Genomic DNA, 19,785 nt, shown 5'->3' with positions numbered 1-19,785 from the left:
GGATCCAGGAAAGCCCGCCGCAAGGCGGGCTTTTTTGTTCCAGGCAGGTCATCCCGGCGAAGGCCGAGATCCAGGAAGCCCGCCGTAAGGCGGGCTTTTTTTGTTTGGGCCGGGCGTACCGTCGCACGACGGTCTTTGATGACAGGCTGAGGCTATCCGCTGACCGGAAACCTGATTCGTGCGCGAATCCCGCGCTCGGAACCGCGTGTCATCTCCAACGCGCCGCCGTGGCTTTGACATATGGCCGAAGCGATGGCCAGGCCGAGGCCGCTTCCGCCCAAATGGCGGGCACGCGAATGATCAGCACGCCAAAACCGATCCTGCATGCGGGCCAGATGTTCATCGCTCACACCAGGTCCGTGATCGGTGACAGCGATGGATGTGCCGGCCGCAGACTGCATGACCTCGATGTGCAGCTGTCTTCCCGATGCGGCATATCGGACTGCATTGTCGATCAGGATGGATAGTGCCTGCCCAATGCGGTCCCGATCGGCGTTGATCCGCGTGTCGGCAGGCACGTGGCACGTCACGGCCATACCTGCATCCTTCAATTGCAGTGACGCCCACGTCAGGCGCTCTTGTACGAGGTCCGCGAGCGAGAAATCCTCCCTTTCCAACGGCAGCTGTCCTGCTCGCTCCATCGACAGGAAATGCAGGTCGCCGACCAGACGATTGATTTGCTCCAATTGCCGCTGGATCAGCACAAGCTGTTCCGCGTCGCGCGGGAATACATCCTCGAGCATGCCCTGGACACGCCCCATGGCCGCATTCAGCGGCGTGCGCAACTCGTGGGCCAGCATGGCACTCGATTCACGGATTTCGCGCTCGTACTGCTGCAATTTGGCGGTCATGCTGTTGAAGTCCACCGCCAGGCGCGACAATTCACCAGGAGCGCCCTGTACCAACGACGCACGCGCGGAAAAGTCTCCGTCGGCCACCCGATGGGCGGCCCCGACGACATGTGAAAACTGGCGCGACAACGGACGCGAATAGATGAGGCCGAACAGCACAATCACCGGGACCGAGCCAAGCACAAGCGCCGCCAGAACGAGCCAGTCGCGGTTGGTCAGGCCGGGCAGGAAATCGACAACGTCGTAATAGCGGGCAAGCAGCCGCCACAACTGTTGTTCGTGGCCGCGTGGACTTGCCAGCCATTGCTGCATTTGCTGACGCGCATCGGGTGGCAGCGCACGCAGCATCATGGCATCCCAGATCACGTATCGCAGCCACATGCTGAAGGCGATGACGACGACCGCCCCCGCTGCGAGGGCGCTCATGCGAAGTCCCAGCCACCACAACAGGGGCATCGATTTGCCACGACGCGGCAGGGCCCATTTCATCGGAAGCGATACCCAATGGCGCGCACGGTCACCAGCACGCCGGTAATGCCATGGACTTCCAGTTTGCGCCGCAGATTGTGGATATGGGTGTCGACGACGCGCTCCAGGGCATCGCTGTCGGGCAGACAGGCTTCCAGCAATTCGCCGCGTGTAAACGCCTTATGCGGCGTTTTCAGCAGCGTGACCAGAAGATTGAATTCGGTCGGCGTCAGTTCGATGGGCGTACATTGACCGTTGCCGGCCTCGATGCTTGCGGTAACGGCGGTGGCATCCACTACAAGCTGCTCGTGGCGCAGTCGCTCACTCAAAGGCTGGTAGGAAACGGAACGCCGTAATACGGCGTAGACACGTGCCACGACTTCCTTGGGGTTGTAGGGCTTGACCACGTAGTCGTCGGCGCCATAGCGCAGCGCGCCAAGTTTCTCCGGCTCATCGCCAACGGCCGTGACCATGATCACGGGCGTATTGCTGGTACGGCGAATGGACGACAGCACCTCGATGCCGCTGAGCCTGGGAAGCATGACATCCAGCAAGACCAGGTCCGGCTTCCAATGCGCGTGCACCTCAATGGCGCGCAGGCCATCACCGGCAAGCCCCACATCGAACCCGTCACGGCGCAAGTACGCCTCCAAAATGCTGGCACTGTCCGCATCGTCTTCGACCACCAGGACTTTCTTTGCATTCATCACAGTTTGGCGTTCTTGATCAAATCTTGAAAATTCCCCGAGTCAACCTTGAAACTGCTCCCTCAGTCTATCGATCAAGACGGGACTCACCGACCGATAGATGATGCTACAGATTTCAGGAAATCGAATCGCGCACCTGCCGACGAGCCCTGCCCTGCCGCCATGTCCTCTGGCCGATGCTCCATCGGCATCCCCTGCGCAGGCTGCACAATCACCTGTCAGGCAGGCGCTAATGAGGTCTGTCATGGGTAGATGCACATCGTGGTTCGCGATCCTGGCGATTGCGTGGTCGTGCCAGGCCAGCGCTCTGCAGACCGCACCCGCTGCGATGCAAGATATTCTCTTTGCACCGGCGCACAACACCATCATTACGCAGCAAAGTGCACCCAACGCCTGGGGTGGCGAACGTAGCGGCAAGGAGCCGACGCTATCCGATCGCGTGGTGAGCTACACCATCCACGCGGATCTTGATGCTGCCAGGCATGCCGTCACCGGCAAGGAACACATGACCTGGCGCAATCGTAGTGATCGCGAAGTGCGCAGCGTCTACTTGCATCTCTATCTCAATGCCTTCCAGAACGAGGGAAGCACCTTCTTTACCGAGCGCAATGTGCAGACCGCTCATGCCAGCTCGCGCGGCCTGGCTGCGCTGAAAGAAGGACAATGGGGCTGGATTCGTCTGCAGCACGTGCAACAGGACGGCGCTGCATTGACCTGGCGCTTCGTGCATCCCGATGGCGGCCCTGAAACCGACCAGACCGTGGTGCGTATCGACCTGGCGCAACCGGTGCCATCCGCTGGCACGTTGGTGCTGGATATCGACTTTGTCAGCCAGCTGCCGCGTGTGGTCGCGCGTACCGGCTGGTGGGGCGATTTCAATCTGGTCGGGCAATGGTTTCCCAAGATCGGCGTGCTTGAGCTAGCGGGCGAACGCGGCGCCACGCAGGTGCGCTGGAACGTCCATGAGTTTCACTTCAACAGCGAGTTCTTCGCCGACTTTGGTTTGTACGACGTCAATCTGACGGTGCCCAGCGACTACACCGTCGGTGCGGTCGGTCAATTGCGAGGCACGCTGGCGCAAAAAGGCGGCAGGACGACCTATCACTTCGTGCAAGGCGACGTCCATGACTTTGCGTGGGTCGCCGCCAAGGGTTACCGAACACTGGATGGCACCTATGCCGGTCCGGGCAGCCCCAAGGTAGCCGTGCGGGTGATCTATCCGCCGGAATACGAGGCCAGCGCGGCGCCGAGCTTGAAGGCGAACATCGATGCGCTCGGCTACTTCTCCAAAACCTTGGGCGCGTATCCGTACGACACGCTCACGGTGGTGGTTCCGCCTTACAACGCGGTCGAGGCCGGTGGCATGGAGTATCCGACTTTCACTACGACTGAAGCCTATCAGTACGTTGAACCCGATACCTGGACGCAGATGGCCTCAGACATCGTGAACATCCACGAATTCGGCCACGGCTACTTCTACGGCATTCTCGCTTCGAATGAATTTGAAGAACCCATGCTCGACGAGGGCCTCAATGAATTCTGGGATATGCGAATGCTGGGCGAGCGCCATGAGGATTACGTGCTGGCCACGCCCTTCACCAAATGGCTGGGCATTACGCCCCATCTCACCGGCTTCGAGTTCGAGCGTCTTGGCGCGATGCTCAGGCACCCGCATGATCCCCTGGCGCAGAACAGCTGGGACCGCATGTCCAGTTTCAGCTACTTTACGGTGTATACGCGCGCGTCAACGGCCCTGCACGACCTGGAACAACGACTGGGACGCCCGGCGCTGGAAAAGGCGTTCCGCCTGTATTACCAGCGCTGGCGTTTTCGTCATCCGTCCGTTGCGGACTTTCGCGCCGCCTTGATCGATAGCTCGGGCGACGCGAAAGACGTCGATGCCATCTTCAACCCCTATGTGTATGGCACGGGCGTAATGGAAGATGGCATCTCATCCATCGATAGTTTTGAAGAGCTGCCTCAGGCCGGCGTCTGCTGGAAAGACGACAAGAAGACCGAGGTGGTTGCGGTTGACCTGGAAAGGCAGATCGATAGAGAGCGTGAAGATTGGAAGAAAGCTCACCCCCAGGCGCAGCCGAAGGAATCCGGACCCTTTGCATGGCACAGCACCATCACCTTGGTTCGCCATGGCGCGCCCACACCCGAGCTGCTGCGCGTCACCTTTGAAGATGGCACTCACGAAGACGTGACATGGGACGATGGTCGCCGCTGGGCACGCTTCGACTTCGTGAAACCCAGCAAGGCCGTCTCGGCCGAGCTGGATCCCGAAGGGCATAACTACCTCGACTACGACCGGCTCAACAACAGCCTGACCAGCAGGCCTAATGGCGCTGCGTCCAGGCGCTGGACGGCCGATGCAGCGGCCCTGCTGCAGACTTTCTACTCCTTGCTGGTGACATTGTGATGGCCTACGACGTACCTCGCTCCGCCGGCTTTGGCGGGCTTTTGTCCACCATGGTCGCGGCTGTGCAGTGGCGGCTGCTCGCGGTGTGGTTGGTAATCATGCTGATACCCGCCACCGTGGTTACTTTGCCGTTGTGGCGGATGCTGAGCGGCCTGCTCGATGGTTCGACGCATGCAGCCGAGTGGGCGCGACACTTCAGCGCCATGATGTTCACCGATGTGATTTTTGCCTTGGCCGACCACGCCGAATGGTTCGGTGTGGCGGCAATCATCGGCCTTGCGCTGACTTTGCTGTTGTCGCCCTTTCTGGATGGAATGATCGTTGGGAGCGGCAGGGCAGGACGAGTACTCGGCTTCGGTGAGCTCCTGCATAATGGCCTGCTCGAATACGGCCGCATGTTCCTGCTCATGCTTTGGTCGCTGCTTCCGTATGCGCTGGTCGTTGCGGTTGCAGTGGGAAGCTCGCATAGGGCAGATAAGTATGCCGAGACGGCCATGCTGGAATCGCAAGTCGACGTGTATTCAAATGCGATGCGTGGCATCGCTCTGCTCGTGTTCGTATTGATTCAGTCGATCGTGGAGTCGGCGCGCGCGGCGTTCATTGCCGATGTGGCGCTGCGTTCGGCAATGTGTGCGTTATGGCGTGGCCTCCGACAACTCTTCCGTCGCCCCTGGAAGACGCTGCTGTTCTATCTGGCCGTGACGCTGGCGGGCACTGCACTTGTATCCCTATTCAGTGTTGCGCGTATTCGCGTCACCGCATTTGGCCTGTCCGGCCTTCTGTTGGCGCTGGCACTCAACCAGCTGATCGTGTTGGCTATCGGCTGGATGCGGACGGCGCGTTTGTTTGCACTGGCCGACGTGGCTCGCACGCTGGTACCGATGCAGCAGCAGTCGGAACATCAGTGAAAGGTGCTGCCTGAGCGGGCGACTTGAAGGCTTGGAGACGTTCCTGCCCGGCCGCCCCAAGGGCGCCCAATAGGTTTGTTGGTTGGACATTGGCAGCGCGTTGCGCTGCTGATGACGCGCTGAATTCTAGAGGATGACTGCATGTCCGTGGCTGAGCCGATCAAATTGGAACACGCTTACTGCTTGTGCCCCCTTGAGACCTTTGTCGCCTGCGCTCATCAGATGCTGGACCCAGCCACTCCGGAGCCCGTGCTGTGCTCGATGGAACCCAAGCTCATGGCCCAATTGCCCGCATTGCGGGCGCTGGGCCTGTTTGAATTATTTGAAGTGCGCGACCCCGCCCTGCGTGCATGGCTGGATGATGAACTGACAAAGCTCACGGTATAGACTGGGTCATTGAGCGTACATACGCGCTCGAAGTCCTGGCGGAAAGAGCATGAACACAGGTGAGGGACTTTTTCCCAGCCTGCTTGGCCAAACAGCCTGGCGCAGCCTACCCGAACCAGTCCGTCGCTTGCATGGCGCCGACGCGCGCGTGATAGCGCGTGGCCTTGCTGATGTGGAAGGCGATAACAACCTGGTCTTGCGAGCTTTGCGGCGCTTGCTGGGCTTGCCTCATCCCGCGCCGGAGCAAGCCTTGGAGGTATGCATCGAACGCAGCGGCAGCAGCGAAACCTGGAAACGTCGCTTTGCGCTAGGCCGCATGCAATCGACACTACGCAACGATGCAACCGCCTCGCACCTGCTGGAACGGCTCGGCCCCATCACACTACGTTTCAAACTAGTGCCCGATGCCCACGGTGTGACGTGGCATTTGAACGGTGCATGGATGCTGGGTGTGCGCGTGCCACGTCTCTGGCTGGGCACAGTGCTGTCGCACAGCGGCGAACACGACGGTCGTTACGCGTTTCGCATCGACACCCGGTTACCATGGATAGGCCGACTGGTGGCTTACCGGGGCTGGCTGGAGATCGTTACCGATGACTGAAACGGCGTCATTTCCCGTGGTTGTCTATGACGGCGTGTGCCTATTGTGCAGCCGCTGGGTGCGTTTTCTGCTTGAGCACGATCGCGAAGGCCGTTACCGGTTCGCCTCGATGCAATCACAGAACGGTCGGCGTCTGTTGCAGACACATGGCCTCGATCCGGATTCGCCGTTATCCATGCTGCTGGTCGAAGATGGCCACGGCTATACCGATACCACCGCCATTGCCCGCGTGTTGCGCGGGTTGCCCCATCGGCGCTGGCACTGGCTGAGCGTCATGATGTTGTCGGTCCCACGCCCCATTCGGGACGTGGCCTATCGCTTCGTGGCACGCCACCGCTACAAGCTGTTCGGCCGCAGCGAGCAGTGCTTTGTGCCGACCCTGGAGCAGCGCTCCCGTTTCATCTCGTAACCAGTCGGCTGGGATGACCATCCCAGCATCCGGCAACCGCCACAAAGCTGGGATTGTCATCCCAGCCTACGAGCCTCGGGAAAAAATTTCTCGCGGTGATATGCAAGATATTTACACTGCTCTGGCGACGGTGCCCGCGAAAGATTTTGAGGTATTTGCAACTGCGTGCGAGTCGCAGGATCTATCCGTTCTGAGACCAACATAGCCCCACGGTTATCAAAGCTAATTAGACCCAATCTGAGCCTTTCACTATTCACCACAGGCACGGTAGACAAAATGAAAAAGCCCGTCTTGCGCAAGACGGGCTTTTTTTGTTCATCCTTTTTGGCGTCCCGATCAGCCTGCCGCCACCGAATATCCCTTCAAGCGCTGCGCAAACTCCTGCAGCGCACGGATGCCGCTCTGCTCGGCTTCGACGATCCACTGCTGCAGGCCCTTCAGCGCCTGGTCGGCACCGCGCTGCTCCATCAGTTCGGCGAGGCGGTTGCGGAATTCGCACACCGTCTTGAGCATGGGGCGCTTGGCCAGTACATCCTGCATGCGCTCGCGGTTCTCGCCGTCGAGCCAGCGGCCGCCGTCGGCCAAGGCACGGCGCAGGCGGCGCGGAATGGACTTGATGCCTTCGCCGGCATGCTGCGCTTCGTCGCGCAGGGTCGGCACGATCACGTTGCGGTAGTAGTCGGTCATCGCCTGGAAGCGATGGGTGAGCACGGCCTTCAGGGTTTCCGCATCCGGCAGGTGCACATTGGGGCGCATGTCCAGCGTGGGCGCTACACGCAACACTTTGGCCAGCCCCAGCTTGCGCAGCACGCAAATGGCCGCCCAGCCGATGTCGAATTCCCATTTGCGCAGCGCGAACTTGGCCGAGCTCGGGAACGCGTGATGGTTGTTGTGCAGCTCTTCGCCGCCGATCCAGAAACCCCACGGCAGCAGGTTGGTGGCCGTGTCGGAGCTTTCGAAATTACGGTAGCCCCACCAGTGGCCGATGCCGTTGACGAAACCAGCCGCCCAGAACGGAATCCAGGCCATCTGCACCGCCCATAGGGCGGCACCGATCACGCCGAACAGCGTGACATCGATGATCAGCATCAGGGCCGGCCCCCAATACGGATGCGCGGTGTAAAGCTTGCGCTCGATCCAGTCGTCGGGCGTGCCGCGGCCGTACTTTTCCAGGTCTTCCTTCACATAGCTGGCGTCGCGGTACAGCGACACGCCATCCCAGAACACCTTCTTGATGCCGTAGATCTGCGGGCTATGCGGATCTTCCTCGGTTTCCACCTTGGCGTGGTGCTTGCGGTGCACAGCCACCCACTCCTTGGTCACCATGCCGGTGGTGAGCCAGCCCCAGAAGCGGAAGAAATTCGCAATGGACGAATGCAGGTCGACGCCGCGATGCGTCTGGCAGCGGTGCAGATAGAGGGTGACCGTGAAAATGGTGATCTGCGTGACTACCAGCAGGTAGACAAGCATCGCCACCCACCCGGCGTGGGCCACACCACCGGAAAGGAATTGCAACACTGCATCGAGCATTGTGGAAAGGTCCTGGAGGGGAAAAAGCAGTCTAGTCGAGGGCGTCCGTACCCACCAGCATGGTACAACCCTATCACTTGGACTCCCGTTAAACCGTGACGTTAAACGGTTGTGTGGGGGATGGGGTCACCCCGACAATCATGCAATGAACGCGCCTAAGCCAGCTTTACCTCCCGTACTGCAACTTGAACAGGTCAGCCGCAGCCGGGCCGGCCGGCCGGCCGTGCGCGATCTCTCGCTACGCCTCCATGCCGGGCAGATCCTTGGGCTGCTTGGGGTCAACGGGGCTGGCAAGTCCACGACCCTGAGCTTGATCGCTGGGGCGCTCCGGCCTGACAGCGGGGCCATCCGCCTGCAGGACCGGGACTTTCTCGAGCATCCTGAACTGGCGCGACAGGCCATCGGCTGGCTGCCGGAAGCTGCCCCGCTGTGGCCGGAATTGACCCTGCGCGAACATCTGAACGCCCATGGCCGCTTGCGAGGCCTCACCGGCGCCCGGCTGAAGGAAGCCGGCGATGCGGTGCTCGAACGGCTGGAGCTCAAGGATATGTCGCGCCGCCTGGCGGGCGTTTTGTCGCAGGGCCAGCGCCAACGCCTGGGACTGGCCTGCGCCCTGCTGCACCGCCCCGCCCTGCTGGTGCTGGACGAACCGGCCAATGCGCTCGATCCGGTGCAAGTGGTCGCGCTGCGCAAGCTGCTGCGCGACCTGGCCGCAGAGGGCATCGCGGTGATCCTGTCCACGCACCAGCTGAGCGAGGTGACGGCCGTGTGCGACCGTGTGGCGGTCCTGCATGAAGGTGTGCTGCGCTACGACGCACCGCTCCCGGCCGATCAGCACGCCGCCCTGGAAAAAACCTTCTTCGACATCGCCATGCACGGCAGGGCCCAAGCCGCATGACCTTATTCGCTGTGACGCGGCTGGAACTGCGCCGCCTGTTCGTGCGCCCGCTCGGCTGGACCATCGCCGCCCTCGCGCTGGCGGAACTCGGCTGGCGTTTCGCTCTGCTGTTGCAAATATTCCTGCTCAACCAGGTGAAGCTTGCCGCCCTGCCGGACGGCCCGGGCTATACCGACCTGGTGGCGGTTCGCCTGCTGAGCAGCCTGATCACCGGCAGCACCTTGCCGTTCGGCCTGATCGAACTTGCGTTGTTGCTGGTGCCGCTGTTGACGATGTCCAGCTTGGCCAGCGAACGCAGCGCGGGCACGTTGCCGCTGTTATTTTCGACCGGGCTTTCGCCTGCGAGCATCCTGCTGGGCAAATATCTGGCCGTGCTGACCTGGCTGGCGCTGTGGCTGTTGTTCGCACTGGCCGTACCGGTGAGTCTTGCCCATGGCGTGACACTGGATTGGGGCATGCTCGGTGCCGCCACACTGGGAACCTTTCTTGCATTGGCCGTGCTCGCCGCCATCGGCGTTGCGTGTTCAGCGTTCGCCTCGCATTCGGCAGTCGCCGCCGTGACGGCTTTCATGTTCGGACTGGCACTCAATTGCGTAAATCTCGGAGCCCAGCTCGCCGGCATCAACATCGGCTTCATCAACTGGCTTGCGATGAGCACGCATCAGGAAAATCTGCTGCGTGGACTGGTATCGAGCACGGACGTGACGTGGTTCCTGCTGGCGATCGGCGTAGCGTTGGCGCTCGGCATCCGGCGCCTTGCTGCCGAGGGGGAGCGCGGCTGATGAACGTCTCCCTCATGCGTCGTTTCAACGGCTGGTTGTTTGCGTTGCTAGTGCTGCTCGGCGCGGGTGCCATCGGTTTTCTCACCGCACGCCACGACCACGCCGCCGACTGGACTTACAACAGCCGCAAGAGCATGTCGCCGGAAACGCGCGCCGTGCTGGCGAAATTCGACGGCCCGGTGGAGGTCGTCAGCTATGCAAGCCCACAGGGCGACCTGCGCCAGACGGTCGCCGCCGCCCTGCAGCGCTACCAAAAAGCCAAGCCCGACCTGCACCTGAGTTTCGTCGATCCGCAACAGGATCCGGTGGCCATGCGCAATCTCGGCATCACGGTCGATGGCGAACTGATCCTGCACTACCACGATCGCCAACAGCGGCTGGACACCTTGACCGAACGCAGTCTTACCGATGCGCTGGAACGCCTGGTGCGCGGCAATGACCGCATCGTCGCCTTCATGACCGGACACGGCGAGCGACGCGCAGATGGCGTCGCCAATGCAGATCTGGGTACCTTCGTCACGCAGCTTGAGCAAAGCGGCATGCGCGCCGTGCCGCTGAATTTTTCGCAAGTGACCGGCGTGCCCGCGCAAACCGACCTGGTGGTGTTGGCCAGCCCACAGGCGCCGCTCGAGCCAGGCACCACCAAGGCACTGACCGATTACCTCGCCAATGGTGGAAACCTGCTGTGGCTGGTCGACCCCGGCAATCTGGATCCAGGACTACAGCCCCTTGCCGATGCACTCGGCATCCGCGTACTGCCGGGTGAGCTGGTCGATGCATCGTCCTCGGCGCAGGGGCTGAAGGACCCGCGCATGATCGCGCTGGGTGACTACCCGCCCGGCATGATCGCGCACGGCTTCACGCTCACCACGCTGTTTCCGGAAGTGGCCCCGCTGGCGCAAGTGCGCAAGAGCGATTGGAAGGTCGAGCCGTTCCTGCGTTCCAGTCCACAGGCCACCACGCAATCGTTGAATGGCGATGCGGCCACGCCATTGAAGGGACCGCTCGATTTCGGCTTCGCCTTCAGCCGCCTCTCGCCCAGTCCGGCGCGCAGCGAGCAGCGCGTGGCAGTGATCGGCAACGGCGATTTTCTGTCCAACAGCTATCTCGGCAATGGCGGCAACCGCGCGTTGGGCGAGCGCGTCTTCAACTGGCTGCTGGGCGATGACCAGCTCATCAGCATGCCGGCACGCGGTGCGCCGGATCGGGTCCTGGCGGTGTCGCAAGGCGAGCTGAGCGCGCTGACGATCGGCTACATGCTGGTCATGCCGCTGGTCCTGCTGGTGATCGGCGGCTTGATTGCATGGCGCAGGCGGCGTGCATGAAGCGCGCATGGCGACGTCAATGGTGGTTGTTGGGCGCAGTGACTGCACTACTCATCGCCGCGTGGTGGCAGATCCATAGCGACCAGGCTTCCGCGCCCGGTACGCTGCTGCCGCTTGCTCCCGACCGGATCACGCGCGTAACCCTGCAGACAGGTAGTGCGCCCGCCGAGCAGTATGTGAAGCGCGGCGAGCATTGGTGGCTTGACGGCCAGGCGACACCCACGCGCGCCGATGACAAGCGCCTGACCGGGCTGCTGGGCATCGCCGCGGCTCCCGTACAGAGCTGGCAACCCGCAAGTGGCTACGACCTGGCGAAGATCGGCCTGGCGCCGCCGCAAGCCCGACTGGAACTTGACGACGAAACCTTGCGCTTCGGTGCCATGACCGCCATCGGCCACAATGTCTATGTGCAGGCAGGCGAGCGCGTAGGTATCGTTTCGTTGCGTTACATGCCGCGCTCCGCGCAAAGCGCATCCATCCAGGCGGAATAGTCCTTAATGCCTGAGCTGCCCGAGGTCGAAACCACCCGGCGAGGCATCGCGCCGCACCTGATCGGCCGGCGCATTGCCAGTGTCACGCTGCGGCGTTCAGATCTGCGCTGGCCGATTCCGCGCGAGATCACCGAGCTGCTGCCCGGCCAGCGCATCGATGAAGTGGAACGCCGCGCCAAGTACCTGCTGCTGCACACGCATGCCGGCAGCGCGCTGATACATCTGGGAATGACCGGCGTGTTGCGCGTGCTGCCGCCGGATGTACCGCCCGGCACGCACGACCATTTCGATTTCGCACTGGAACCATTGCAGGGCGAACGTGCGCGCCTGCTGCGCTTCACCGACCCGCGCCGCTTCGGCTGCCTGCTTTGGCAGGCACCCGGCACCGTGCACGAATTGCTGGCCGATCTCGGGCCCGAACCTCTTACCGATGCTTTCGATGGCGACTTGTTGTGGCAACGCTCACGCGGCCGCAAGGCGGCAGTGAAGCTGTTCCTGATGGATAACGCGATCGTGGTGGGCGTTGGCAACATCTACGCCAGCGAAGCGCTGTTTGCCGCCGGCATCGATCCGCGCCGGCCGGCCGGCAGCGTGTCGCGTGCACGCCATCAGCGCCTGGCAGGGGAAGTGAAACGCATCCTGGCGTGGGCGATCGAACGCGGCGGCACGACCCTGCGCGACTTTCTCAATCCCGACGGTGCGCCGGGCTATTTCTTTCGCGAGCTGTTCGTGTACGGACGCGATGGCGAGCCATGCAAGGTTTGCGGCAGCGCCATCCGCCAGCAAGTGATCGGACAACGCTCGACGTTCTGGTGTCCGAAGTGCCAAAAGTAGGCTGGGATGACAATCCCAGCATCAGAAATGACGCAACAAAGCCGGGGCTATCATTCCGCTCAGTCGGGCCAGTGAAATGCCACGAAGGTGTTGTTGAACTGCGGATCGTCGTAACCACCACCCAGCTCGGCCACCAATCCGCCGAAAATACCGTCCACCTCCAGCGCCTGGCCTTGCACGAAGTGCGCGCCCAGCGCCTCCAGTTCGACCAGCCGCTGGCAAAGTGCGCCGGCACGGTCGACATCCGCTTGCGGCACATTGCGCAGACTGATGTCCGCGCGGCCGAACTTACGCATGCCCCGCGTATGGATCCAATAGCGGCCAGCTTCGTCTTCGTCGCGCAGAATCAACACGTGATTGCGCAAGGGCGCGCCATCCTTGACCAGGTACCGATCGCGCCACTCGTCCGCGTCGAACAGCGTCAGCATCTGCGGATCGAGAATCGCCACGCCGCCGATGTCCAGTAGCCCCGCCAGCACGCCGAAGGTATCGCGCAGATAGCCGGTATCGGGCTGGTCCTTGAAACGACCGTGCAGCACGAGCACCTGCGGCGTGGCCAGCGCCTTCTCGTAGGTGTCCGGCGAGTCGTGCCTGAACAGGTCGCCCAGCGGCTCTTTCAGCGGATAGCCCTCCCACTCACGCAGCACATGATGGTGGTGGCTGGACAGCTGCACCTCTTCCGGCAGGCCGTCGCTGCCATACCGGACAGACGGCACGCGGGTCGGCTCGAACTTGCCGAACACGTAGAACTGCAGGATGACTTCCTCGTCACTGGGCTGCCAATGCGGGCGCTGCCAGGCCGGGAAATACGTTACCGGGTTGCTCATGCTTGTTCCTTGGGGCGGATCAGTGCTTTGGTTCCAGCGGCAGGCCGGGCTGCTTCAGCTCGATGCGGCCTTGTCCCTGAGTGACTTTCTTGAACTCGGCCCGGCTCACCGAGACATAGCGCTCGTTGCCGCCGATCTCAACCTGAGGCCCTTCGGTGATCGCCCGCCCCTGCTCGTCCACGCGCACCACCATGGTGGCCTTGCGGCCGGTGTGGCAGATGGTCTTGATCTCTTCCAGGCTGTCCGCCCAGGCCAGCAGGTAGCGGCTGCCCTCGAATAGTTCGCCACGGAAATCCGTGCGCAGCCCATAGGCCAACACGGGAATGTTGAGCAGATCGACCACATCGCTGAGCTGCCAGACCTGCGCCTTGTTCAGGAACTGCGCCTCGTCCACGAAGACGCAATGCAAGTCGCCATGCGCCGAGATATCCGCGCGCACCACGGCGAGCAGATCGGTTTCAGCCGTGAACCGCTCGGCCTGCGAGCGCAAGCCGATGCGTGACGCCACCACACCCTCGCCATAGCGATTGTCCAGCGCCGGCGTGAGAATCAGGGTGCGCATGCCGCGCTCATGGTAGTTGTAGGCGCTTTGCAGCAAGTTGGTGGTCTTGCCGGCATTCATCGACGAATAATAGAAATAGAACTTGGCCATTCGGGTGGACGCGCGTACGGAGGGGTGCATGGTAACCCGGTCCGCTGCCATCGTGCCGGTTGCGATGCAAGCCTGCTCGGGCGCCCCGGGGTTTGCTACGATCACTCTTCGCGCTGCGCCCAGCTGACCGATCCGACCGACGCATGCTCAACCCCCAACAACTGGCCGCCGTCGAACACGTCGACAGCCCGCTGCTGGTGCTCGCGGGCGCCGGCTCCGGCAAGACTTCCGTGATCACGCAGAAGATTGCGCATCTGGTGCAGCGCCACAAGCTTGCCGCATCCCGGATTGCCGCCATCACCTTCACCAACAAGGCCGCACGCGAGATGCGTGAGCGTGTTGGCAAGCTGGTGAGCGCGGACGATGCGCAAGCACTCACCGTCTGCACTTTCCACGCGCTGGGCTTGAAATTCCTGCAAATGGAGCATGCACGCGCAGGATTGCGACGCGGCTTTTCCGTACTGGACGCGGACGACAGCGAGGGCATCGTCAAGGAATTGGCACCCAAGGGGATCAAGCCTGACGTGCTGTTCGGGCTGCGCAACCTGCTCAGCCGCGCCAAGAACGGCGGCCTGTCGCCGGAGGAAGCGCTGGCCGCCGCGCGCAGTCCGCGCGAATTGGAAGCGGCGACGATTTACCAGCTCTACCAGCAACGCCTTGCCGTGTTCAACGCGGTCGATTTCGATGACTTGATCCGGTTGCCGCTGCGCATCCTGGAAAGTGACGAGGAATGCCGCAGCATCTGGCGCGAACGCCTGCGCTACTTGCTGGTGGACGAATACCAGGACACCAACGATGCGCAGTACCGGCTGTTGAAAGTGCTGGCGGGCGACCGCGGCAGCTTCACCTGCGTGGGTGACGACGACCAGTCAATCTACGCCTGGCGCGGCGCCAATCCCGAGAACATCGAACAGCTGGGCAAGGACTGGCCCAGCCTACGCGTGATCAAGCTGGAGCAGAACTATCGCTGCGGCCGGCGCATCCTGCGCGCCGCCAATACGTTGATCGCCAACAACCCGCACCTGCACACCAAGAAACTGTGGAGTGAACATCCGGAAGGCGCGCCGATCCGCGTGATCGAATGCAAGGAGGCCGAGCACGAAGCCGAACGCATCGCCGGCATGATTGCTACGCTGGCGGAAAAGCACAAGGTCCGTTGGCACGACATGGCGATCCTGTATCGCGGCAATTTCCAGGCGCGTCCGCTGGAAAAAGCGCTGCGGCTGGCGCGCGTGCCCTATCACCTCACCGGTGCACTGTCGTTTCTGGACCGCGCGGAAGTGAAGGACCTGCTTTGCTACCTGCGCCTGCTTACCAATCCCAGCGATGACGCCGCCTTCCTGCGCGTGGTGAACGTACCCAAGCGCGAGATCGGCGCGACCACGCTGGAAAAACTGGGCCAGATCGCACAAACCAAGCATTGCTCGCTGCTGGAAGCCACGCGCAGCGACAGCGTATTGCGCCAGCTGAGCCCGCGCCCCGCCGCTGCGCTCGCGTCTTTCTCGGAGTTGCTGGACGAATTCCGCAGTGCTTCGCTGCACGAAAGCGCGGCCGACCTGGTCGACCGCGTGCTGACCCGTACCCAGTACGCGGCACACATCGCCGCCGGCACGCAGGATGTCGCCTTGCGTGATCGTCGCCTGGGCAATCTGCGCGAACTGGCCGACTGGTTCCGCGCCATGCAGAAAGGCAACAGTGCAGGGGATCTTGCCGCGCAGCTTGCCTTGCTTAGCCACGCCGACCGCGACGAACCCGGCAATGCCTTGCGCATGATGACCCTGCATGCGGCGAAGGGCCTGGAGTTCCGCTTCGTGTTCATCGTCGGCTGCGAAGACGGCACGCTGCCGAACGACGCGGCCATCGACGAAGGCCGCGTCGAGGAGGAGCGCCGCCTGATGTACGTAGGCATCACTCGCGCCAAGGATTTGCTCACCTTGTCATGGTCGGCCCGGACCAAACGCTACGGCGAAATCCACAACAACCAGCCCAGCCGTTTCCTGCAGGAATTGCCGCAAGAGGATCTGCATTGGGAAGGCAAGGATCCGGAAGCCGACAAGGAAGCGGTGCGTGAAACGGCCGAATCGCATATGGCGAAGATCGCCGCGATGCTGGCCGGCCCTTGAGGCTTCAGAATGAATGACCATCGTTTTACCGACGAACAGCGTGCAGGGCTGTATCGCGCCATCCACGAGCGACGCGACGTACGTTCACAGTTTTTGCCCGACCCGATTGCCCCCGAGGTACTTGCCCGTCTGCTTGAGGCCGCGCATCACGCCCCTTCGGTGGGCTTCATGCAGCCGTGGGACTTCATCCTCATCGACCACCTCGATGTGAAGCGAGCGGTGAAGTCGCTGTACGAGGAGGCGAATGCGCAGGCGGCCGGCAATTACTCCGGCGATCGCGCAGCGCAGTACCGGCGGCTGAAACTGGAAGGCATCGTCGAAAGCCCGATCAATCTTTGCATCACCTGCGACCGCCAGCGTGGCGGGCTGCACGTGCTCGGCCGCAATACGATGCTGGATACCGACCTGTTCAGCACCTGCCTGGCCGTGCAGAACCTGTGGCTGGCGGCACGCGCCGAGGGTATCGGCGTAGGCTGGGTGAGCATCGTCGACCCGGCGCGTCTGGCGGAAACCTTGCGACTCCCTGCGCAGGTTTATCCGTTGGCCTATCTGTGCCTGGGCTATGTGAGCGAATTCCTGCCAAAACCCGAACTGGAAATCGCCGGCTGGCGTTCTCGCCTGCCGCTGGAGCAGCTGCTGCACGCAAACACGTGGGAAGACGCCGTGGAGAACGATGCGCTGATAACAGCCTTACGCAGCCTGTAGACTGATTCCAGCCTACAGGCCATGCACTCGCGCGTGCTTTCGCGCCAGCTTGCGATCGTAGGCACGATTACTCGCCTCGACCGCGGGCAGCGATTCTTCCGCCCAGGATTTCAACGCCGCCACCAGCGGCAACAAAGCGCGCCCCAACGGGCTCAGTGCATATTCCGCGCGCAACGGACGTTCATCGTAAAGCCGCCGCTCCACCAGGCCGTCGCGCTCCATGGCGCGCAAAGTCTGCGTAAGCATCTTCTGCGAGACGCCTTGCAAGCGGCGCTTGACGTCGCCAAAACGCATCGGCTCTGCGTGCAGCGCCACCATTGCCAGCACTGTCCACTTCTGCCCCACCCGCGCCAGTACGTTGCGCGAAGGGCATACATCCAGGAAGGCATCGGGAGGCAGCACGATCTTCTTGGCCATATGGTTACTTTCGGGTACCTAATTGACGATGGGAAGCATGGTGCCATGATGCCGTCCATCGCACATCACGCAAGGACAAGCCTATGAAAATCGCATTACTGGGCGGCGGCAACTTCGGCGGAAACCTGGGCAATCTGTTGGCTGACGCCGGCCACGACGTAGTAGTCGGCCTGCGCGATCCAGCCAGGGTGCGCAGCGATGCACGCTATCGCGTGGACAGCATTACGGCAGCTGCGCAGCACGGTGATGTGGTCATCATCGCCATCCTCTATCAAGCCTGCGCCCAGGTGCTAGCGCCGCTGGAACCTCTACTGCGCGGCAAGATCGTGGTGGATGCCACCAACGCGTTGCAAGACGACTGGTCGCCGTTACCTCTGGGTTCGGTGGGCTCAGCCGCACGAATCTTGTCGGCGGTACTGCCGCAGGCACGACTCGTCAAAGCATTCAATACGGTCTTCGCTGACATCATGACCGTGCAACGACTGGATCGCGATGGACATCCTGTGACGGCATTCATTGCCGGCGACGATGCGCAGGCCAATACGATCGTGGCGAACATCGCCACCGATGCCGGTTTTGCGCCGTTGGTGACCGGCGACCTGGACAATGCGCGTTATCTGGAAGCGATGGCGCACCTCAATATACGGATCGCACTGGGAGCGGGTGGCGGCACCAACGCGGGCTTCGTGTATCACCAGGTGCGCGATCCGCAACTAGTCGGCGAAGCGGTGGGCACGATGAATGAGCATATCGGCGTACTCTCGCTGCAAATGGATGCCCCGTAGAGGCTAAACCTGCCACCCTGATTTGAAGTGGCACCCCACCCCAAGCGAAATGCCCGCCATGGGGTGAGGTGCAGCTAGCGCGTACCGCATCAAAGTGATGTCACCCAGTGCAAAGCAAACCTAAGCCCAGGTGAGCTTCAAGCTCACTGCACGACGGGATGCGCGATTTCGCATTGGTTGGTGTCATTGGACCAGGTACTTTGCATGGCAAAGGAACCGGTGCCCGTGCTCACGTTGGCCGACGCTCCCTGACCCGAGCTGATCCAGGCACACTCATCGCCGTTTTCCTGGCCGTTGCCTGGATTGGTCCAACCGCCCGCCGGGTTCTGGTCCGTGATCGTTTCAGCGTATTCATGGCCCTCCACGATGGAGAAGCCGTCCAGATTGTTGCCGGCATTGACGAAGCCCGCACCGCAGCCGCTGCCCTGATCCGACACGTACGGCATGTTGGTGAAGGCAATGTCGCCATAGGGCGATGACACCGGGCCACCCGACAACGAGCCGTCGCCGTTGTAATCATGCCACGCACAGAAACCACCCGTCTGATAGTTGTCGGGATTGGCACCGGTGGGCGACAGGATCACGTACTGCACATAGCGGTTGGAGTCGACTGAGGTGTTGCCGAAATGCGCCGCGGCATTGATGGCTTCCTGCGCAAGCTGCGCACCGCTCGCTGCGGCAGGTGAGGCTTGCGAATTGTCGTACCACACTCCGGCCAGCGCTCCACCAGTGGGATAGCCGATCAGTGGTGCACCGGACGGGCAAGAGGTTGCCCCGGTTGCCACAGACGGGCCGTCGCAATACTGGGTCATCGTACCCGACCACAATTCCCCGCCGGTACCCAGCCCCTTGAACAGCTCCTGCAGATACGGAGCGGCCCCGCTGGGATCATTGTCAAAGTTCAGATCGCCATTGCCGTCGGTGCTCACGTTGCCCCAGTCACTCCCATAGAACACCAGGTAGACCTGGGGCGCGCCACTGGTGACGCCAATACCGTCGATGCCGCCGCCGAAAGACAAGGTGTTCGGACCGGTTGCCGAACCCAAGGCTGCTGCACCCAATTGCGCCGCATAAGCCTTCATTCTCGCGTGAGCCGCACGCGTCGGTACGGCGCCGTGGCGATAAGCATGCCCATAAGCGGGCGAATAGGGATTGCTGATTCGTGACTCGGTATTTTGAGCCGCAAAAGCACTGCCTGCCGTCAGTGCAAGCAAGCCGGAGATGGCCGCCACCTTGAGCAGGCTGTATTTCGTGTGTTCGAACATTTTTGTATCCTCATTCATACAGAGAACAAAAGGACCCGCCCTGCGGCCGCTAGGCCACAGCACGCCGCTCAAGCGGGGCTTGCTTTTCGCTCCTGATCTTTGAAACGAGGCTTCGTCTTATTTCCGGCGCTACCCGCCCCCTCCCGGTCCCTACGGGCAGACGTTGGAAATGCTTTGCGTATAAGCCGAAGTCTTCGGCCTAAATCCCTGACAAAGTCGTTCGCCGCATGACATCCCCAATGGCGAACCGCAAAAACCTATCGCAGGGGAATTTCAATTGCAACCATTATGTTGTGAAAGGCTCGTCTAGACGTCTAGACGTCCATTCAATCATGGAATGGGATGGCAATCGAGCGCTTCGCGAAGGTGCCCGGACTGAATGAAAGCTTGCACGA

Annotated in this window: 20 protein-coding genes; 13 read left to right on the top strand and 7 right to left on the bottom strand. The window is 61.9% G+C overall.

Annotated elements, in window-relative coordinates:
* Positions 1-152: 152 nt before the first annotated feature.
* Positions 153-1,340, bottom strand: a complete 1,188-nt coding sequence (locus EKH80_RS15205) for a sensor histidine kinase (protein ID WP_126685624.1) — start codon at positions 1,338-1,340, stop codon at positions 153-155.
* The gene (locus EKH80_RS15200; RefSeq protein ID WP_126685623.1) at positions 1,337-2,026 is read right to left on the bottom strand and encodes a response regulator; all 690 of its coding nucleotides are present in this window, start codon (positions 2,024-2,026) and stop codon (positions 1,337-1,339) included. The genes EKH80_RS15205 and EKH80_RS15200 overlap by 4 nt, the downstream gene beginning before the upstream one ends.
* A 244-nt stretch (positions 2,027-2,270) precedes the next feature.
* Between EKH80_RS15200 and EKH80_RS15195 the strand changes: the two genes are divergently transcribed.
* The 5 genes from EKH80_RS15195 (at position 2,271) to EKH80_RS15175 (ending at position 6,756) form a co-directional block, all read left to right on the top strand.
* Positions 2,271-4,451 carry a M1 family metallopeptidase gene (locus EKH80_RS15195; RefSeq protein WP_126685622.1) on the top strand — a complete coding sequence of 727 codons (2,181 nt, stop codon included), beginning with the start codon at positions 2,271-2,273 and terminating at the stop codon, positions 4,449-4,451.
* Positions 4,451-5,359: a hypothetical protein gene (locus tag EKH80_RS15190; RefSeq protein WP_126685621.1), complete on the top strand. Its 909-nt coding sequence runs from the start codon at positions 4,451-4,453 to the stop codon at positions 5,357-5,359. The genes EKH80_RS15195 and EKH80_RS15190 overlap by 1 nt, the downstream gene beginning before the upstream one ends.
* Before the next feature lie 141 nt (positions 5,360-5,500).
* A complete protein-coding gene (locus tag EKH80_RS15185; RefSeq protein WP_126685620.1) occupies positions 5,501-5,746 on the top strand; it encodes a hypothetical protein in 246 nt (81 codons plus the stop codon).
* Positions 5,747-5,795: 49 nt separating this feature from the next.
* A complete protein-coding gene (locus EKH80_RS15180) occupies positions 5,796-6,347 on the top strand; it encodes a DUF4166 domain-containing protein (protein ID WP_126685619.1) in 552 nt (183 codons plus the stop codon).
* Positions 6,340-6,756, top strand: a complete 417-nt coding sequence (locus EKH80_RS15175; RefSeq protein ID WP_126685618.1) for a thiol-disulfide oxidoreductase DCC family protein — start codon at positions 6,340-6,342, stop codon at positions 6,754-6,756. The genes EKH80_RS15180 and EKH80_RS15175 overlap by 8 nt, the downstream gene beginning before the upstream one ends.
* A 336-nt stretch (positions 6,757-7,092) precedes the next feature.
* On the opposite strand, the gene EKH80_RS15170 is transcribed toward EKH80_RS15175, so the two are convergent.
* Positions 7,093-8,286, bottom strand: coding sequence for a DesA family fatty acid desaturase (locus EKH80_RS15170; protein WP_126685617.1), 1,194 nt, complete (start codon positions 8,284-8,286; stop codon positions 7,093-7,095).
* A 145-nt stretch (positions 8,287-8,431) separates the two neighbouring features.
* Here EKH80_RS15170 and EKH80_RS15165 point away from each other — a divergent pair, with 145 nt between their 5' ends.
* The 5 genes from EKH80_RS15165 to mutM are packed head-to-tail and all read left to right on the top strand — an operon-like array spanning position 8,432 to position 12,616.
* Positions 8,432-9,184 (top strand): ABC transporter ATP-binding protein, encoded by a 753-nt coding sequence (locus EKH80_RS15165; protein ID WP_126685616.1) that lies wholly within the window; start codon positions 8,432-8,434, stop codon positions 9,182-9,184.
* Positions 9,181-9,966 carry an ABC transporter permease gene (locus EKH80_RS15160; protein ID WP_126685615.1) on the top strand — a complete coding sequence of 262 codons (786 nt, stop codon included), beginning with the start codon at positions 9,181-9,183 and terminating at the stop codon, positions 9,964-9,966. The genes EKH80_RS15165 and EKH80_RS15160 overlap by 4 nt, the downstream gene beginning before the upstream one ends.
* A complete protein-coding gene (locus tag EKH80_RS15155) occupies positions 9,966-11,291 on the top strand; it encodes a GldG family protein (RefSeq protein ID WP_126685614.1) in 1,326 nt (441 codons plus the stop codon). Before EKH80_RS15160 ends, EKH80_RS15155 begins: the two co-directional genes overlap by 1 nt.
* Positions 11,288-11,782, top strand: a complete 495-nt coding sequence (locus EKH80_RS15150) for a hypothetical protein (RefSeq protein ID WP_126685613.1) — start codon at positions 11,288-11,290, stop codon at positions 11,780-11,782. Before EKH80_RS15155 ends, EKH80_RS15150 begins: the two co-directional genes overlap by 4 nt.
* A 6-nt stretch (positions 11,783-11,788) precedes the next feature.
* Complete coding sequence (gene mutM, locus EKH80_RS15145; protein ID WP_126685612.1) at positions 11,789-12,616, top strand: bifunctional DNA-formamidopyrimidine glycosylase/DNA-(apurinic or apyrimidinic site) lyase; 828 nt, start codon at positions 11,789-11,791, stop codon at positions 12,614-12,616.
* Positions 12,617-12,675: 59 nt separating this feature from the next.
* Here mutM and EKH80_RS15140 read toward each other — a convergent pair whose 3' ends face one another.
* Together EKH80_RS15140 and EKH80_RS15135 are read right to left on the bottom strand one after the other, a co-directional pair.
* Entirely contained in the window at positions 12,676-13,443 is a 768-nt protein-coding gene (locus EKH80_RS15140; protein ID WP_126685611.1) for a hypothetical protein, read from the bottom strand.
* 19 nt (positions 13,444-13,462) lie between these two features.
* The gene (locus tag EKH80_RS15135) at positions 13,463-14,095 is read right to left on the bottom strand and encodes a thymidine kinase (protein WP_126685674.1); all 633 of its coding nucleotides are present in this window, start codon (positions 14,093-14,095) and stop codon (positions 13,463-13,465) included.
* Positions 14,096-14,238: 143 nt separating this feature from the next.
* On the opposite strand from EKH80_RS15135, the gene EKH80_RS15130 reads away from it, so the two are divergent.
* A complete protein-coding gene (locus EKH80_RS15130) occupies positions 14,239-16,218 on the top strand; it encodes a UvrD-helicase domain-containing protein (protein ID WP_126685610.1) in 1,980 nt (659 codons plus the stop codon).
* A 9-nt stretch (positions 16,219-16,227) separates the two neighbouring features.
* The gene (gene bluB / locus EKH80_RS15125; protein WP_126685609.1) at positions 16,228-16,923 is read left to right on the top strand and encodes a 5,6-dimethylbenzimidazole synthase; all 696 of its coding nucleotides are present in this window, start codon (positions 16,228-16,230) and stop codon (positions 16,921-16,923) included.
* A gap of 12 nt (positions 16,924-16,935) precedes the next feature.
* On the opposite strand, the gene EKH80_RS15120 is transcribed toward bluB, so the two are convergent.
* On the bottom strand, positions 16,936-17,340 hold the full coding sequence (locus tag EKH80_RS15120) for a winged helix-turn-helix transcriptional regulator (protein ID WP_126685608.1): 405 nt from the start codon (positions 17,338-17,340) through the stop codon (positions 16,936-16,938).
* An 83-nt stretch (positions 17,341-17,423) separates the two neighbouring features.
* On the opposite strand from EKH80_RS15120, the gene EKH80_RS15115 reads away from it, so the two are divergent.
* Complete coding sequence (locus tag EKH80_RS15115; protein WP_126685607.1) at positions 17,424-18,125, top strand: NADPH-dependent F420 reductase; 702 nt, start codon at positions 17,424-17,426, stop codon at positions 18,123-18,125.
* A gap of 143 nt (positions 18,126-18,268) precedes the next feature.
* On the opposite strand, the gene EKH80_RS15110 is transcribed toward EKH80_RS15115, so the two are convergent.
* The gene (locus EKH80_RS15110; protein WP_126685606.1) at positions 18,269-19,390 is read right to left on the bottom strand and encodes a hypothetical protein; all 1,122 of its coding nucleotides are present in this window, start codon (positions 19,388-19,390) and stop codon (positions 18,269-18,271) included.
* Positions 19,391-19,785: the final 395 nt, after the last annotated feature.

The sequence above is a fragment of the Dyella choica genome (assembly GCF_003977665.1).
GTDB lineage: Bacteria > Pseudomonadota > Gammaproteobacteria > Xanthomonadales > Rhodanobacteraceae > Dyella_B > Dyella_B choica.
The sequence above is the reverse complement of the archived record's forward strand: the minus strand, read 5'-3'. Positions and strand labels throughout refer to the sequence as shown.

Coding starts and splice junctions, on each gene's coding strand:
- EKH80_RS15205 (WP_126685624.1), bottom strand. CDS start 1,340: ATGAAATGGGCCCTGCCGCGTCGTGGCAAATCGATGCCCCTGTTGTGG.
- EKH80_RS15200 (WP_126685623.1), bottom strand. CDS start 2,026: ATGAATGCAAAGAAAGTCCTGGTGGTCGAAGACGATGCGGACAGTGCC.
- EKH80_RS15195 (WP_126685622.1), top strand. CDS start 2,271: ATGGGTAGATGCACATCGTGGTTCGCGATCCTGGCGATTGCGTGGTCG.
- EKH80_RS15190 (WP_126685621.1), top strand. CDS start 4,451: ATGGCCTACGACGTACCTCGCTCCGCCGGCTTTGGCGGGCTTTTGTCC.
- EKH80_RS15185 (WP_126685620.1), top strand. CDS start 5,501: ATGTCCGTGGCTGAGCCGATCAAATTGGAACACGCTTACTGCTTGTGC.
- EKH80_RS15180 (WP_126685619.1), top strand. CDS start 5,796: ATGAACACAGGTGAGGGACTTTTTCCCAGCCTGCTTGGCCAAACAGCC.
- EKH80_RS15175 (WP_126685618.1), top strand. CDS start 6,340: ATGACTGAAACGGCGTCATTTCCCGTGGTTGTCTATGACGGCGTGTGC.
- EKH80_RS15170 (WP_126685617.1), bottom strand. CDS start 8,286: ATGCTCGATGCAGTGTTGCAATTCCTTTCCGGTGGTGTGGCCCACGCC.
- EKH80_RS15165 (WP_126685616.1), top strand. CDS start 8,432: ATGAACGCGCCTAAGCCAGCTTTACCTCCCGTACTGCAACTTGAACAG.
- EKH80_RS15160 (WP_126685615.1), top strand. CDS start 9,181: ATGACCTTATTCGCTGTGACGCGGCTGGAACTGCGCCGCCTGTTCGTG.
- EKH80_RS15155 (WP_126685614.1), top strand. CDS start 9,966: ATGAACGTCTCCCTCATGCGTCGTTTCAACGGCTGGTTGTTTGCGTTG.
- EKH80_RS15150 (WP_126685613.1), top strand. CDS start 11,288: ATGAAGCGCGCATGGCGACGTCAATGGTGGTTGTTGGGCGCAGTGACT.
- mutM (WP_126685612.1), top strand. CDS start 11,789: ATGCCTGAGCTGCCCGAGGTCGAAACCACCCGGCGAGGCATCGCGCCG.
- EKH80_RS15140 (WP_126685611.1), bottom strand. CDS start 13,443: ATGAGCAACCCGGTAACGTATTTCCCGGCCTGGCAGCGCCCGCATTGG.
- EKH80_RS15135 (WP_126685674.1), bottom strand. CDS start 14,095: ATGGCCAAGTTCTATTTCTATTATTCGTCGATGAATGCCGGCAAGACC.
- EKH80_RS15130 (WP_126685610.1), top strand. CDS start 14,239: ATGCTCAACCCCCAACAACTGGCCGCCGTCGAACACGTCGACAGCCCG.
- bluB (WP_126685609.1), top strand. CDS start 16,228: ATGAATGACCATCGTTTTACCGACGAACAGCGTGCAGGGCTGTATCGC.
- EKH80_RS15120 (WP_126685608.1), bottom strand. CDS start 17,340: ATGGCCAAGAAGATCGTGCTGCCTCCCGATGCCTTCCTGGATGTATGC.
- EKH80_RS15115 (WP_126685607.1), top strand. CDS start 17,424: ATGAAAATCGCATTACTGGGCGGCGGCAACTTCGGCGGAAACCTGGGC.
- EKH80_RS15110 (WP_126685606.1), bottom strand. CDS start 19,390: ATGTTCGAACACACGAAATACAGCCTGCTCAAGGTGGCGGCCATCTCC.